Annotated in this window: 11 protein-coding genes; 1 reads left to right on the forward strand and 10 read right to left on the reverse strand. The window is 32.4% G+C overall.

Translation table 11 applies throughout. From position 1 onward, the window contains the following. Positions 1-14: 14 nt before the first annotated feature. Together ACFSTE_RS16430 and ACFSTE_RS16435 are read right to left on the reverse strand one after the other, a co-directional pair. Positions 15-1,820, reverse strand: coding sequence for a hypothetical protein (locus ACFSTE_RS16430; RefSeq protein WP_254884047.1), 1,806 nt, complete (start codon positions 1,818-1,820; stop codon positions 15-17). A 270-nt stretch (positions 1,821-2,090) separates the two neighbouring features. Beyond that, positions 2,091-2,645 carry a hypothetical protein gene (locus tag ACFSTE_RS16435; protein ID WP_176030564.1) on the reverse strand — a complete coding sequence of 185 codons (555 nt, stop codon included), beginning with the start codon at positions 2,643-2,645 and terminating at the stop codon, positions 2,091-2,093. A 326-nt stretch (positions 2,646-2,971) separates the two neighbouring features. Here ACFSTE_RS16435 and ACFSTE_RS16440 point away from each other — a divergent pair, with 326 nt between their 5' ends. Then, positions 2,972-3,643 (forward strand): DUF4377 domain-containing protein, encoded by a 672-nt coding sequence (locus tag ACFSTE_RS16440; RefSeq protein ID WP_378254434.1) that lies wholly within the window; start codon positions 2,972-2,974, stop codon positions 3,641-3,643. 83 nt (positions 3,644-3,726) lie between these two features. Here ACFSTE_RS16440 and ACFSTE_RS16445 read toward each other — a convergent pair whose 3' ends face one another. From ACFSTE_RS16445 to ACFSTE_RS16480, 8 genes are all read right to left on the reverse strand, one after another. After that, positions 3,727-4,977 carry a phosphatidylserine decarboxylase gene (locus ACFSTE_RS16445; RefSeq protein WP_378254436.1) on the reverse strand — a complete coding sequence of 417 codons (1,251 nt, stop codon included), beginning with the start codon at positions 4,975-4,977 and terminating at the stop codon, positions 3,727-3,729. 300 nt (positions 4,978-5,277) lie between these two features. Further along, positions 5,278-6,234 (reverse strand): FHA domain-containing protein, encoded by a 957-nt coding sequence (locus tag ACFSTE_RS16450; RefSeq protein WP_176030561.1) that lies wholly within the window; start codon positions 6,232-6,234, stop codon positions 5,278-5,280. Between the two features lie 253 nt (positions 6,235-6,487). Next, complete coding sequence (locus ACFSTE_RS16455; protein ID WP_378254439.1) at positions 6,488-7,768, reverse strand: hypothetical protein; 1,281 nt, start codon at positions 7,766-7,768, stop codon at positions 6,488-6,490. Positions 7,769-7,815: 47 nt separating this feature from the next. Beyond that, positions 7,816-9,948 carry a TOMM precursor leader peptide-binding protein gene (locus tag ACFSTE_RS16460; protein WP_378254441.1) on the reverse strand — a complete coding sequence of 711 codons (2,133 nt, stop codon included), beginning with the start codon at positions 9,946-9,948 and terminating at the stop codon, positions 7,816-7,818. Further along, complete coding sequence (locus tag ACFSTE_RS16465; protein WP_176030558.1) at positions 9,941-10,747, reverse strand: phytanoyl-CoA dioxygenase family protein; 807 nt, start codon at positions 10,745-10,747, stop codon at positions 9,941-9,943. The genes ACFSTE_RS16460 and ACFSTE_RS16465 overlap by 8 nt, the downstream gene beginning before the upstream one ends. An 11-nt stretch (positions 10,748-10,758) precedes the next feature. Further along, entirely contained in the window at positions 10,759-11,196 is a 438-nt protein-coding gene (locus tag ACFSTE_RS16470) for a hypothetical protein (RefSeq protein ID WP_176030557.1), read from the reverse strand. Between the two features lie 5 nt (positions 11,197-11,201). Continuing rightward, entirely contained in the window at positions 11,202-15,284 is a 4,083-nt protein-coding gene (locus ACFSTE_RS16475; RefSeq protein WP_378254443.1) for a TOMM system kinase/cyclase fusion protein, read from the reverse strand. A gap of 645 nt (positions 15,285-15,929) precedes the next feature. Beyond that, complete coding sequence (locus tag ACFSTE_RS16480; RefSeq protein WP_176030555.1) at positions 15,930-16,874, reverse strand: FHA domain-containing protein; 945 nt, start codon at positions 16,872-16,874, stop codon at positions 15,930-15,932. Between the last annotated feature and the right edge of the window lie 5 nt (positions 16,875-16,879).

The raw sequence follows: 16,879 nt of genomic DNA on the forward strand, positions 1-16,879 counted from the left end.
AAAAACAAAAAACTTTAAGAGGTTGCGCTTGTGTTCGTGATATCGATAAGGATTTTCTGTAATTTTTTTTGATTTTCTTCTAATGCTTTCAGAATTTCCTTTTTAGAGGAAGTAAAATACGATTCGATATTCGTAAATAATGCTTGATAATAGGAAATTCCTTCTTTTAGGTTATTACTAAACGTACACAGATACTTTTGTTGTTTTTGATCCATTTGATGTTTAGAGTTGTCAAATGTTTTTTTGAGGTAATTGATATAAATTCCTAGTTCTTTGATAAACAGGTTGGGACGATCTGTTCGGGAAATCATATTATCACGACCATAGATGTGATCTGTCATTTCCCGTAATTTCATAACTTTTGAAAAGTAGGCCATATTAGGACCGGGACAAACAGAAACTCCGGTTCCCTCTTTTTTAGTATCAAGGTTATATTTTAAAAGGGCAGAGGTTCCCAAGCCGACACAGGTACAGGATTTTTCTGTGATTTTAGCAAGTTCTTTTTGATAGGTCTGCTCAGAAAGTCTAGCACCTTGTAGTTCCTTTATCTTTAGATATTGATATTGTCTGGAAGCAGTACAGAGTCCTTTATCATTATGCTCTTTATTAAGTGCAACAAATTTTTTGGGACATGAACTTCCCGGTCGTCCTTTTTTTATGTTGTTTTCTTTTTCTTCGTCTTTGGTGTTTCCTTTGAGATTATTAAAAGGAACTCCAAGAGGAGAAATATCACTGAGATATAAGTCTTTTTCTCTGGCAGCTGCTAATTGGTTCATTGTTTTCTCATCTACGGTTGTCGATTCAGGAACCAATAAGAAAGGGGAACCCCAGCCTACAGAATCTACCTGGTAATGATCCAGAATAAAGTGATGTTCCTCGGAGGTACCTACTCCTCCTTGAGCAGTAATTTTTACAGCAAATGGTTTTTGAGGAGGAGAGAATCCTTTTTGTTCCAGTGCAGGAACCAATGTTTGATACACCGTTTGAATCAATGCTTCACGTTTTTCTTTGAATTGCTCGAGAATAGGTCCCATTAAATATCCATCTGTGGCAAAGGCATGACCCCCACAATTAAGCCCTGATTCTATTCGATATTCAGATACCCATAATCCCTTTTTGGCTAAAAAACGTCCTTGAATTAAAGCTGAACGATAATCACTGACCTTGAGGACTAATTTTTTCTTTAATACCCCGTTTTTATCGGGATAAAAATCTTCAAAATTCTCAATATAACTATACAATCTGGGATTCATTCCTGCTGATAAGATTAAAGAGGAGTGAAGGGTACTGTTAGCATAGCCCCTTAGTGCTGCATGAGCATCATTGTATGCAGTAGGTAGTTTCTCTTTCTTGTTATAATTATCCTTATCCACTTTAGTCATGATATTCACATCAATACTACCTAACGAAAGATGCTCCTTAAACCATGTTTTTATATCTGCCTGAGAGAAATATTGATGGGTCAGCTGATTGAATTCTTTTTTTATCTCAGAAGAATCAGGAAGCATCTGGATATACTCTTTTATTTCTTTTGTTGTTTCGAAAGTTGCATTTTTGATTTTTTCGAATTTTTCTTCAGCCAGTTTGTGGATTAAATTCAGATAAGAAGTAATTCGTTTTGCTCTAAAATCATCAATTTTATCTGTAATTTCTTTATATGGAATTTCGAATTTAGAACAGTACATTTTTCTGAGCTTTTCTATGAGGATATCATCTACCAGCGATATGGCAGAATCAATACCTAGTGGAGCAACTTTGAGGGGAGTGTCAATGGTAAAACCAATACCCATCACAGGAATATGAAAGGTGTGTGTCTTCATGCGTATGATCTGAATTAAATTAATTTTAAAAGGTTGATATCAGATGAGAGATAGGTGTTTTGAATAGCTCTCCATACATTTTAGAGAAACTACATAACCATAAAATGGTACTAAACTCGTAGTATACCTGATATAAACGATGCAAGGTAGGGGATGAAGGGGAGGCAAAATATGATAAAAATCATATTTAGGGTGTTGTTTAGAGGAAAGAAAGAATAAAAAAAGCCATACCAATTGCGATGATATGGCCGTATTTTATTATAAATGAGGTTATTTTATTATTGTTTCGATTCCTTGAATTAAAGGAGAACCACTAATAGATTCATGAATGGTAATAAGTGTAATATGGGTATGGGTATTTTCATATAACCCTTTACTATAGCATAAAAATTTATAGAAAAATCCCTGATTTACCAGGATAGATACAGCAATAGGTTTATAGTGAACCCCAGGAAGTTCTTCAGTTGCTTCTTCAAATATTTTCCCGGTGATAGAAGTTATCGGTTCATAATATGACCATCCTGTAGAAAGGTTTGTTCCGTCGAATGTTTTTTTCTCAGTAATATAGGAATAACCATGTAATGGTTCATGAATAGAAAGCAATGAATAGAAGGTATGACTATCTTTTGAAGCGGTTTCTACTTCACAAAAGAATTTATAATTAATTCCTGCCAGAACCTGCCTGGTTACGTATAAGGGTTTGTAATAGACTCCTGACAGATTTTTGGTAATGGTGTGTATGACATTTTTAGAATCACTATCCGCCGGGGTACAAGTAGACCACATCCCCCATGCGGTTCCTTGTGGTTGATCTAATACTTTCATGTTCTTGTTGTTTATTTTGTTTAAAATGTATTCAATACTCAAATATATCGCTTGTAAAGTGATAAAATATTTCATGATATTTCAATACAGTTTTGGGGTGTTTATTGCTGAGATAGTTGACTTATAAAATGATATTAATCAGTAAGTTTTGAAAGTAAACAAATATCTTTGCAAAATATAATACAGCATGTTTGTAGAATGATGAGCAGGGGATACCCTGCGAATGGATTATTATTCCAGAAAGGAGTTGTTATGTTGGCAGATTTAGCTTTTACAAGTTGTTGAATTAGAGTTTGATAAATAACTATTAACTAAAGAATAATCATATGAATAAGGTATTAACAATACTGTTTGTGTTTGTATTTTTGGGATGTGCATCTTCTAAAAAAGTTGGAAAAGAAGAAATATTATGGATACATAGTGCTAAAGTTCCTTGTATGGGAGTTGCACCTATGAGCTGTTTTTCTGTTAAGAAAGAAGGAACAGGAGTATCTCAGGACTGGGAGTTATTTTATGATACGATAGAAGGGTTTTCATATGAACCGGGATATTTATATAAGATTAAAGTAGGAGTAACAGATATTCCTGCAGAAATGGTTCCTGCAGATGCCTCTTCTGTAAAATATAAATTAATACGGGTGATTTCTAAAGAAAAAGAAGAGGGATTACGATTGTCTGATAGCTGGAAGTTGATAAAACTAAAAGAAACTAGTATCCCTAAAAATGCCAAACCTTATATGGAAATAAATATCGCAGAAAATAAAGTGTTTGGTATGGGAGGATGTAACCGATTCTCGGGAAGTATCCAAAAAGCTACTAAAACTCAATTGCAATTGGGACCTATGATGAGTACAAAAATGTTATGCGAACAGGCGGATATGGAGCATCAGTTTTTCAAAGCTTTAGAAGAAGTGATGTCGTATCGTATCGAAAACAACAAATTATACTTATTAGATGCGAATCAAAAAGAAATATTAATTCTGGCGAAGTTATTATAATAGAAAGAGGCTCTTTTTAGAGCCTCTTTCCGTTCTTAGGTTGTTAGTTGACATGTGTTAGGAAATGAGAAAATAGTAAATAACTAGCTGGTTTGGAAAACTCCGATTTTGTTTCCTGCAAGTTTTTTCTTTTCATTACCAATTTCTAATTTAAAATTACTTTTTTCCTGGTATAGAAGAATAATATCAGATCCTCCGAATAAGAAATATCCAAATTCTTGTCCTTTGAATAGATGTACCCCGGCAGTAGCATTCATATTTACGGAAGACACCTGTGCCATTCCAACAGGTATTACAGCTACTAGTCCGTTTTTCTCTCCGGTATCTAAAATTAATACGCCACGAGTTTGCTTAAACTCATACCCATTACTTGCATTATCAGGTGCATCGAATTCTCCATCATCAGTAATTGTTACTTCCAGAAACACCTTTCCCTGAATCGCTTTGGAATACTTTACTTCTCCTGCTACTGGGGCACAAAAACGATGCAAATCATATGGAGATAAAAAAGAATGCATATAAGTTCCATTGGCAAAAGCATCTTCATATCCACTTCCGGCAATTAATTCTTTGATTGAATAGGCGTGTGTCCCTTTAATACGCTTGGTTTTTAGGGAGGCTTTTCCATCGATGATAATTTCGGAATTTTCATTAATTGGGAATTCTTCTTTGAATTCGGCATCAGCTGGGGATACTACTACCTGATCATTCCTCATCTCATCAACAGGTCTCTTTCCAGGGAGTGCTTCTCTGGCAAAAAATTGATTAAATGTTAGCCATCCGCTAGCGTTATTAGGAATCGCTCCTTTACCTTCTGGAGTATATGCTCCTGGAGGGATCATATAGTCTTCCATTTTAAATAACGGCTGGTTGATAAAAGACTGTAAACTTTCTGGGGTAATGGATTCTGGTGTATTCAGGAAACTTCCCCAGTCATTGGCAAAGGTGACCAGCCACTCGGAGAAAACAGGAATATTTTGTACATGATTGATTAACCAGTAAAAATGACATAGCTTATTCATAATTTCCTGATCGTAATTTTCTTTAGAACTGATATCGGCTTCAGTAGGAATCCATCTTACAAACCGGTCCAGATAGCTGTAATATTCATTAAGGGTCTGAGGCCATTCAAACTTATCCATGTTCTTTAATTTTTTTTCGACAGCAATTTTTTTTGCTGCGATAAGAGAAGCAGTGATCGCATCTCCAAGCATCGGATGGTTATGAACTATTTCCTGTAATTCTACAACGACTTCTTCGTGTCTGTAGATGATTGCTTTTTTAGGTTTTTTAGCAACTCCTTTTTGTAGTACATCAATAAATGTGCTTTCCATTTTTTTTGGTTTTGGTTTTAAGATTTATGTGTTGTTGTATTGGCAGAGGGTACTGCCTACACCTTACTAAGGTATTTAATAAATCATTATTGAGGTTGAGGGGAAATCATAAATAAAGTATTGGTTTTTAATAGTTTAAAAAGAGTTGTTTCGTTCAAATGATTAAGGCTGAGGGGATCGGTGTTATTTTTTATCAAATTGAATCATTAAAAAGAAATAGACGTAGCACTTGCAGGAAGATATTAGCCATAAAAAAGCCTGCTATTGCAGGCTTTTTCTACTTGTTTTTTTATGCTTTTGTTATACTGATAGGATTTCTCCTATAGCTTGTCCTTCTTTGATGATTTTGAAATAGCGATGTACAAATCGTATTTTTCCATTTTTTCGTTCTATAACATTAGAGAAAAGGTAGCCATAAGGTTCCAGTTTTATTAAAAACTTTCTCAGACGATGAATCTGAAGATTTACATAATAAATATCAATTTCTTTTCCGAATTCTTTCGTTAAATCAATGGTTAGATCTGTTAAGGATACCCACCCTTGATCATCGAATACATAACCTAAGTTAGCATCAGATAATCGTTGTCTGGCGAGGGTAAGTAGTAAATAATTATGAACTCGGGTTCCAAGATCTAACTCCAGCTCATTCATCACTATTTTGATATGGCTATTTTCTTCATCGGCACTCAGTGTGAATACAAAATATGCACGATCAATAATCTGCCTATAGTCAATAGTTTCGTCGAGACTACTATTTTCTATAAACATCCATTCTTCATTATTAAATTCTAAGGTTATCCCCTGAAAAAGCTCAATAGTTTTACCCCCTTTTTCTGCTTTCCATTTCATGTCCTGTGTACAATAGAATGTAATTTCAGGATCTTCTTCATTGCATAATTCCAGGCAAGAGGACAACGATAGAATTTTATTTTCATAGGTCAATGATTTTAGATAACAGCTAGGTGTATCGTCATCGACCATTTCCCATTTAGTGGTATTGCTTCTACCGTATTGTACAGTATCTCCTTTAGACAATTTTACAGTAGTATGTGTAATGTATTTTCCATTAATTAACGTACCGTTTCTGCTATGATCTTTGATATACCAAATCCCACATTTCCAGAAAATAGTTGCATGAGACTTGGAAACGTCATTTTCCTGAATATGTGTATTAGCAGTAAATTGATTTCTACCAAATACATGATGTGTATTTAATACTACAATGTCTCCTAAGGTATTATTTTTTAGAACTGCCATGGTTAAGAGATTTTAATTGTATAACTAATTGTATTACAGGTTTTTTCGTTTGACAACTTAAAGTAATACAATTCTGAACAGACTGTTTTTTAGTTCTTGTAAACCAAAAATACTTGTATTAATGTTTAAGATATACAAATAAAAACTAAAAATGTAATAATTGTACTACAAATTTAAAATTAATTTTTTCAGCTTTAAATAAGTAAAAATACCTGATAATTTCACTTCTTTAATAAGATACGTATTTTGTAGTTTATAAAGAAATTGTATCTATTTGTTTTTCCTCAAACAATTCAAAAAGATTTTCAGGACCCTTCGTGTCTTTATCATATTGCAATAATTTGATACTACCTTCTCCATCTGTATAGGGAGGAGCTTGTAAAGATTTTAATACAAAATATTTTTGATCATTTATATCAATAGTTCCATCAATTAAGATTTTGTGTACGTCATTAACAAATACAGGACCTCTAGCTGTACGACTCATACTTGAAGTTTGTTTTTGTGCCTCTTCAAATATATGGAGTGCTTTATCTAAAGGAATTTTAAAACAACTTTCTTTATTGTGATCTGCTTCCATAAGCATATAAAAAGGAATTAATCCCAACTCTATTTGTTTGGTCCATAAGTTGACCCAAGCCCCTGTTGAGTCATTTATATCTCTAACTAATGGTCCTTGACATCGTATAATAGCCCCAGTTCTTTTTATACGTTGAGTGGCTTCTTTGATTATTTCTCCTTCTAATTCCTGGGAGTGTGTAAAATGAGCTAATATATTAAGATGTTTTCCCTTAGAAATAATATATTCAAATAAATTAAGGAGCTCATAAGAATCAACATCTGTAATGAATCGATAGGGCCACCACGCCAAAGATTTGGACGTTATATTAATTACTTTAACAGATTCAATATCTAAAATCGGATCTATATATTTTTTTAAAGTATCAGCTTTTATAATTAAAGGATCAGCTCCGGTGAATACAACATCTGTAATTTCCTTATGTTCTTTTAAATAAGATACGGGAGCTAAAGGGAAATCATATGAAGAAGCATTTTGCATTTCGTAATCGTTAAAAGTTACCCATCTAAAACAATAAGAACAATAACTATGGCATGTTTTTACCATTGGATTAGGGTAAAGAGCTAAAGTTGTTTTAAAAGACCGGTAAGCTCCTTTTAGTAAACTTCCATTATGGATAGGAACACAATTCTCATTGTAATTGATTTTCGGAAACATTTTATTTTTTACATGATTTATAAAAATCAATAACTCAGTTTCAGAACCACTTTCCTGTATTTCTATGAGTTTCAAATAATCATTTATATGTAACATTTCTTTTCTAGGAAAGACAAGCTTATATATTGGATCATTTGGTACTTTTTGCCAATTGATTAATGTATCAATAACATAATTATTAATCTTGAAATGAAAAACTCGAGTTAATACATCAAATACTTTGCGTTCTTCCACAGGTAAATTTGAGTAATAAGTAGTTTTTTTAAAGGTTTTACTTGTATAGGATTTAAATTTCATTTTGACGTTGTTCCTTGATCTATTATATTTTAATAAGTGGGGTATGATTACACATATAACCCCATTTCATTTAATTCACATTCTTGTAACTTTTGTTTTGACCAACCAAGTTTTATAGGCAGATTGTAAAGCCTTTCATTTCCCAATTGAGGCCAAATAAAACATAATCCAGGAATAGTAACTTTGACTGTTTTGATAGGTAAATCAGGTCTGCTGTAGTTTGTGACTAGTAGTTCAAAACCAAGTGTTTTAGCCTTGTTTATTCCCCATATAATATCATTTTTGATATCTTTACTTTCATTATTTTGATAGCTAGAAAGTTTCTTTTTATTTCCATTTCCTTTAAGAAATTGTTCTTCTTCGATAGCATTAAAGTCAAAGGGTGCATTTTTCTGTTCTCGAACAGGTATTAATTGGCATAATTCTGTTAATGCTCGTGTACATGCTGTTTCTATATTTAAGTGGCACCCAAAGCCAAAACAAAATACTCCAGTTTTCTTGTGTTGAGCAATAGCTGCAATTGTAGGAATATCAAAATCATTTGTAATATCAAGTGCCCAGTAATCCCATTCATCTTTAAGTGTTTCATGAATTTTGAACACCTTACCTTCTTGTATAGTCGATAAATCAATTAGTGGTCGTTCTATTTTATTATACCACCATATAGCAGAAGCATCTCTTTCTATAAGTTCATAGAATCCTTGAATGATCGCTTCTTCTATTGAGTTTCCGGCAGCGCATCCATTGGAACTCCAATGTATATATTGTTTATCATGATCAAAAGGTGTATTTGAAAAGCAATGATTAAATGGTAGGTAGACAAACTCTTCTTTTGTTAAAGACCAAGTGAGGGTCCAATGCAAAGGAATGGTTGTATCATATATATTCACTAAATGATTAAGGATATTAGAAGGTAACTTGTTATCTATATAATCTTGATATTGGTTTTTACTGAATTTGGCTAATTGAGAAGGTAAGTAGTACCTTTTATTTAGGTTGTCAGGAGCTGATTTTATATAGAATTCATCACCTTGATAGAGTGCAGCATATCGCTCAATAGATTCACACAAAGCACTGACTTTTGATTGGTCATTAACAATTCCTTTACCTAATGAAATTTGTCTAAACGATGAATTATTAATTATTTCTTGAGGACTAGGGGTTTTAAAATACACACTTTTATAGATAGTAATTGTATTTTGTTTTTTCTCTGATATAAAACTTAAACCAGAAATAACACCGGTTATTGGACTTATGTATTTATCTAGTTTTTCTAAAGTTTCATCAGGACTCATTGAACGCGATCCTCCATCCATTTTTTCTTTCTTCAAACAACTATGCAGATTTACTGGGGATTGAAGTTGTTTTTTTAGAAGTAGTCTATCTCCGCAAATTGAGCATTGGGGTTTATTATGAACAATGTGTTTTTTTAGAATAATATTGTTTTGTAAGTTGATTTCAAAGCAGGTATTTTCATTTTTAATTGTATCATTTATTACTGTTGTAACCCATTTTAAATCTATTTCTACATTCTGAAGATATATTGGGTGAGAGATATAGTTTTCTACATTTTTTTTTAATAGAAAATTGAGGATCGGACGATTTTGAAGTAGTTGATTAGATAAACATTTCCAACATGGTTGTTTTTTTTTCATAGATAGAAATGGACCTATCATTGGTTTTGAACCTGTCAATTTAATAAGCACATATGGGCGTTGAGAGTGAACATGCTTTTTATTAATCAGATGTAATCTTGGGTCTAAATAATTATCAATAAATATAAGTGAGATATTTTTTTTTGATATTGAAATATTTTGAAGAAGTGTACTACTTATATGTGATAAGTTATAGATAGTTACATCATCATGTATTTCTATATCTTTTGTTTTTTTTGGAAGATGGTAGAGCGTTTCTTTTTCGCTTTGTAAAGGAGCTAAAATTTCTTTATCAATAAGGGTTTTAATAGAGTAGAGGAAGGAGGCTTTTTCTATAAAGCTTGGAATTTCATCAATAAATTGAGAAACTTTTTTACTTCCATTAGCAAGATTAATTATTCTTTTGTGTTTGTCATTTGTAAATAGGTGGTCATTATTTTCGCCAATCAAAATAATTTCATTCCTAGAAATAACTTTTTTGGTAAATTTTGGGTGCCAGCCAATTTTTCTATCAAGATCAATCATTTAGTGGGGTTTGTGTTCTGTCATATATTACTATAGGGGAGTTATTACTTTCTGAAATAGGCCATAATTTATTTGTTATAGATGTAAGTTTCTCTAATTGATTGTCTTCTTCTATAAAAAGAGCTATCGAAATACTCATTCTATCCTCGGAAGAAGTATTTTCTTGACTATAATGCCAGACATTGTTATGATGAAAACTCAATCCACCAGACTTAGAGATCATAGGAGTTTCTTCCCATTTATAATTAACAGGAGCTTCTTTTTGTATTATAGTAGCTTGCTTTTTAAGGTTTCTTTCCATTCCATCGTTAGCAGGAGATATATTATTCTGTTTCCAAAAGTGAGATTTTTTTAAAAAGGTTAGAGTCCCGGAGTCATCAGAGACATCACTTATAGGTATCCATGCGCCTAGTAATGTTCCATTTTCGAAATCAACATATTTAGAGTCAGTATGCCATCCTATATTACCTAACATACTTCCATTACAAGGCTTAAAAAAGAAATGGGTAGCACAGATTGATATTCGAGTTGCATTTGTAATCTCCGCAGCTTTTTTACCAAAAACATTACTTTTTAACAAGTTTAGTATTAATGGATCATAGAGATGAGATTGATCTATTTTTTGAATTAAATCGAGATTTCCAATATTCCAACAATTCTTTAAAGGAAAAGAATGATTTTCCTTTCCTTTAAAGATGTTTGTATACTTATGACGAATTAACTCCAAACTTTTTTTATCAAATAAAGGGTCAGAAAAAATAATAAACCCATCTTCATTGAATTGTTTTTTAAGAGTCATTTCGATAAAATTTAGGCAATTGTGAAAGGATATGCTTTTCCAGCAGCCATATAATCAGTTACAGCAGCAGCAAGGTCCTCATCGTTTTCAGGTTTGGGAGGTACCATCATTTGGACAGTTGAAAAATAAGCATTTTCTGAATTATTATCCTTCAATACTTCATACCATCCATTAACCTTCTTTTCTTCTAAATTTCTTTTATACGATTTTTGTCCTTTGTATTCTGTAAGTGTAATACGAAGATTAGATGGAGGAGTGTAGTTATATCGATTAATAAAAAGTTCCCGAATCTCTTTAAAATCCATTTCATAGACATCTTTTCCATTTATGTTTTTATTACTCCAAATATCACAGACTAAACGAAGAAATGCAGTTTTCCATTCATCATTGTCTTTGATTCCAATTAATATATTTTCATCACCTTCGTACTCATCTTTGCTATTGATCATAGTGTTTAATTTTTGTTGTTTATAATTAATTTTAATGAATGTTTATATAAAGGAGCTTCCGTTGTTTGGGGAAACTCATTGACTAAAGGAGTTAATAATTCTAAAGCTTCTTCTTTTTTATTTTCTTTAATTAAAAGATCACAATAAGAATAAGTTATATTTAATTCAATCCATTTAGCTCCTTGATTTTTAGCTTCTTGTATTCCAAGTAAGAAATGTTTTTTACATTCTTCAGAAATGTACCCCTTTTCTTTAAAAAAAGCTTGACTTAAAGATTTATGAACAAATGGAAGTCCCCATTTTTCATTTAATTCTTTTGCTCTGACTAATGTGCTTTTCATTCGTTTAATGGCATATTGATGCGCCCCAATATTTGAATGAATCTCTCCTAGTAAGGACTCCCATATAGATAATCCTCCAACTCTTTTTTGAAGTATAATATTATCTATAAATGATTCTGAATATTTATTAGAGTTTTTTGCCCATTCATATAGTAAAATTCCATAAGAACCAGCCCATTCTTTCTCACTCTTATTAGTCTTTATAAAATAAGAAGAGATTGTCTCATCAATTTTTTCTTTATCATTACATACATAAGCAATCCAACATGAGAATACTTTTCCAAAATCACTGAACATTGAGCACCCTATTTTTTCTGACCATTCATACCCTTCATTACATAATTTGTATGCATTATCAATTTCACCTAAACAACATTTTAAAAAACCTAAGATATATAAGCTATTAGCTTTAGCCTCTATACCAAAAGTTTTCCATAGTTCTTTATCTTCATTATCATTGTATAGTTTTAATCCTGTATTTAAAAGTTGTTCAGCCTTTGTTAAGTTTCCTTTAATGTGATATGTCTGAGCAAGACTAGGTAGGACTAATATTTTATAATGTCTATTTTTCAAAACTTCTGATTCAGCTAAAATTTCTTCTCCTATTTCTATAGCAGCGTCATAATTACCTGTATATAATTCATTTTGTAATAAAGTAAAAGAATTAAGAAATCTCGTATTAAATTGATCTTTCTTATGCTCAAAATAATTTTTCGAAGTTAGAAAATTATCAATTTCATTATTCCTAGTACTAAGATTGGTTAATTCTTCATGACCTATTCCATGTATTGCTGTGATCGATGGGTATCTTAAAAAATTGACTTTGAATTCAATAGCGTTTTTTACTATTTCGTCATTTATTTGTGGAACCCAATTAAGTAAAGAATTAGTTATTGATTTTATTTCTAAATTAGAAGAATGTTCTAGAGAATTTTTGGCTGCTTTAATCCCATATTCACAAGCTTCTTCATATTTTTCGGCTTCAGCAAGGTGCGTCGCAATTAAGAAAGCATCTATAAACGTTTGTGTTTCGAATTCATTTTTTAAGGCATCGGCAATTCTCAGATGGACTTCTTTTTTATAAGAAGAAACCATCCCGTCATAAGCGGCATCACGAATTAATGCGTGTCTGAAAATATAACTTTCTCCTTCTACTTTTCGTTGACGATAAATTAAATCGGCACTGACCAGAATATCCAAATCATTTTGTACCAGTCCTTCATCTCGTAAGGAAGATTTTATCAGAATGTCATAGGAGAATTCTCTTCCGATTGCAGCAGCTAATTGTGCAGTTTCTTTGGCAAACCCAAGAGTATCTAAGCGAGCATTTAATAAATCTTTTAAGGTAACCGGAATATTCTTGATTGCTTCTTTTTTGATTAGTTGGTATAAGTTATCTTCCTGAGTCAAATAACCTTGATCATGAAGCATTTTAGTAAGTTCTTCTATATAAAGAGGAATTCCATCTGTTCTTTGTGCGATATAGTTCAAAGTTTCCTGATCGAGTTCTCCTCCTTCTAATACACCGAGTATCAGATTACGGGTGTATGTTTTAGAGAGTGTTTTTAATGAAATATCTCGATGGTATGTTTGCTTCCATTCATGAGTAAATTCCAGCCTGGCTGTCATGATCATCAATAATGAATGATCGGAGAGATCACTTAGTAAGAATTCTATAAATTCCTTACTGGTGGGATCAGTCCAATGAAGGTCTTCTATAATAAGAAGAAAAGGAAGATCGTTTCCTAAAGAGAGGATATAATTTTTTAATATCGAAAACAGGATGTTTTTTTGTTGTTCAGGCGGACTGGGAGTAATCGTATAAGAGTCCGGTAATGGAATGGAAAGCCAGGAGCAGAGGATAGGCATACTCTCGGTTAATTCACAACCTATTTTTTCTAATTCCTTTTCGAGTATAGCAATGGTTTCTACCACTGTTTGTATGGTGTCAATTTCCCAATGATTACGAAGCATATAAAAGAAAGGATATAAGGCATTATTTTGGTGCTCCGGGAGACACCTGCACTCTTTTATAGCGTATTGTTGTTGATGGATTTCTTTTTTTATCTCATAAATCAACTTGGATTTTCCGATACCAGCTCTCCCTTTTATCAATATAGAGGAACCGTTTCCTGTGATTGTATCTTTCCATGCAGATAGAATTGTGTTTTTTTCTTTAATACGACCGATCATTGCTCTATTAGCACTCCATGGACGTAAGAATGAAGAAGCTTCCATTTGGTGTTCCCCAACCAGTTCATAAATAGGGATGGCTTCATGAGAAAAAGCTAATTGTATATGGGTAGGTTTTTTAAAAACAAGATACGGGTCTAATAATTTTTTGGAAGTTTCAGTAACCTGAACGGAATTATCACGTGTTTGATATAAAAGATCAAATGCGGTTCCAGGGACTTTTCCGTCAGGAGTTGCATTGGGGTTGATCATTACATCTCCAGAGTGAATAGCGATTCTAATATGAAATTCCAGACCTTGTTGCTGTAGCAAGGTTTCTCCTCTTCGCTTTATCTGAGATATGATTTCCAGAGCAGTTCTTCCTGCTCTTCGCGCATCATTATCACTTACTTGAGGATATCCGAAATAAATAAGCAGGTTATTCGTAATTTTTCCGGCAGTATATCCTCCATAGCGAATAGCAATATCTTCACAATTGCGAAGTTGATCTTGGTGAATTGTCTCTATAGTTTCTGTGTCAAGTGCACATTGTTTGGTTACTGTCATCCCGAGCTTAATCGCCAGAACGTTGATTTGTCGTTTTTCATTAGCAGTTGGAGTCCAAACCATTTCATTGACCTCGGTATCACTATCAATAGCGTGTGTTACTTTTTTCTCACTGAGGTTACCAACCAGTGATTGGAAATTTATTTTGATAAAATCATTGTACAATCGGGTTGCATCTCCAATTCGGGTACGGGATTTTTTGTCAAGTACTTTTCTTAATATATCAGCTATTTCATGACCTGCCAGCGATGCGGGCAATACAATATTACTGGGATGTAATTGTTGTTGGAAAATTTCTGCAACTGAGTTTCCGTGGATTACCGGCTGCCCGGTAAGGCACTCTATTAATACCAATCCCCAGGCATATAAATCGGATTTTACGGTAGGTGCTTCTCCCCGTAATTGCTCAGGAGCACTATAAGCAGGAGTCCCTACCATTTCTTTAGTTAGAGTAAGGCTCATATAATCTTTGGATCGAACCTCATGAGTAATCGCTCCAATACCAAAATCCAATACTTTTGCCACTGGGGCAGCTCCTGTATTGGTTACCATGATATTTTGAGGTTTTAGATCCCGGTGTACAATTCCTTTCTTATGAGCACTGACCAATGCATCCAGAACTTGCCCCATAAGAAGTGCTGCTTTTTGAGGAGCAAGACCATTGTTTTTTATAATTAAATCTTTTAGGGTAACTCCTGAAATATATTCAAATACGGCAAAAGGCTCTCCAGTAGTTGTATAGCCCTTATCTAACATTTTTACAATATTAGGATGACTGATTTCAGCACAGAGTTTAGTTTCTCTTTCGAAACGATGTATCTGCTGTTTCTTTTTATTTTCGTCTAGTGTTAGACTAAACTTAAGTAGTTTGATAGCTACGGTCTGTTCTGTACTTTTCTGAAGTGCTTTATATACTTTTCCATAACCACCTTCCCCAATAAGTTCAATAATGGTATAGTTCTTTATTTCTAGGTCCGAATCAGCCTTTTGATTGTTAGATGTATTCATTGTGAAAAATTATTAGCAAGATTTTTTAGTATCGTTGTGAGAATTGCTCAAAAACAATTCGTTAGGATGCAGTAGTACTACCTTATAGCGACAATAGATTGTAACCAAAACCTTAAAAAAGAGATTCTTATAGAAAATAGAGGTATGAATGTGCTTGAAAAATGCTCCCGAAGATTGAAGCCCTGCTTTCTGAAAATTCTTTTTTTTGCTAATACAATCACTGTTTTTTTACAGGGAATAGTATTGAGTAAAGATAAAAAGCAAGTACTTTTTCTTTTTTGATAATAAGTAACATTGTTTTTATAGTTCATCATTTCAAAAAAATGAAATGATATAATACCAGTTACTGAAAGTAAATTGTTGTGTAAAGTACTCATTTTTAGGGTAGGTTTATTAATAGGTTTTATATTACATTTTATTTTTAAAAAGGATAAAAATGGCTACAAAACCGCATACAATTTACTATTTTTTTAGATTATCAAAATTTTATTTTAAGATTTTTTATGTAATATAATTACTACATTTTTTATTTTTATGAAAGTTAATTCTTACTTTTTTGTTATAAATTGTCAGATATACAGAAATATAGGGTGTGATAGTTCATTGTTATTTTTTTATAATATGAGTTTGTTGTTTTTTACTTGTTTAATCTATTTTTAATGATGTTGATGATTCTGTAATAGCAATGCGAGAATGATTAAAGCGAATTCGTGCATTTTTCTTTTCGATTAGACTACCTAATAGATGACCATAGTTCTCAATCTCGTATAATTCTTTTCTTACTTGATATAGCTGTTCATTGATGAAATGACTATCAATATGTCCAGAGATAGATTCATTGAGAACATCGATGAGCGTTTCGGTTTTTATCCATCCGATATGGGATGAAGGGATTTCCAGAGACATATCTTCCTGTACTTTTTTAGCTAATAAAAGTAAAATAAGGTGAGATGAAGATGCGCCTAATACGATTTTATAATCATTGATTAAAACCGTAATAATAACTTCATTATAAGAGGGGCATACTTCGAATAAGAATGTGATATTTTTTAGGATGTTTTTAGAGCGTACTGTATCTTCAAGGTCTTCATTTTTATGAAATATCCAATGTTGATTTTGAAAACGGATAAAGTCCCCATCATTAATGATCATAGATCGTTCATCATTTTCTAAAATCCATTTTTTGTCCTCATTAATGTATAACATACAATCTTTTACATCATTATTAATTAATAATACTCCGAGATCTAATTCTATATAAGAAGCATCAAAAATATTTTGAATATAACTACAGGGTTTGTTGAGATTTGTAATTTTCCAAAAAGAGTCATTTCGTTGGGTGAATTTTATTTTTTGACCAACTTTTAATTGAATAATATCATTGTGAATAAATTTGTTATCTACAAGTGTTCCATTTTTGCTTTGATCTTGTAAATACCAGGAATCCCCTTTCCAAAATATAATAGCATGACTTTTTGAAACATCATTTTCCGGTAAAAAAGTGTTTACTACGGCTTTATTTCTACCAAATAGATGCTGGGTGCTTAGCACAATAACTTTACCAAGTTGATTATCTTTTAGGGTTGCCATTTTTG

The organism is Aquimarina hainanensis (assembly GCF_042684685.1).
Taxonomy (GTDB): domain Bacteria; phylum Bacteroidota; class Bacteroidia; order Flavobacteriales; family Flavobacteriaceae; genus Aquimarina; species Aquimarina hainanensis.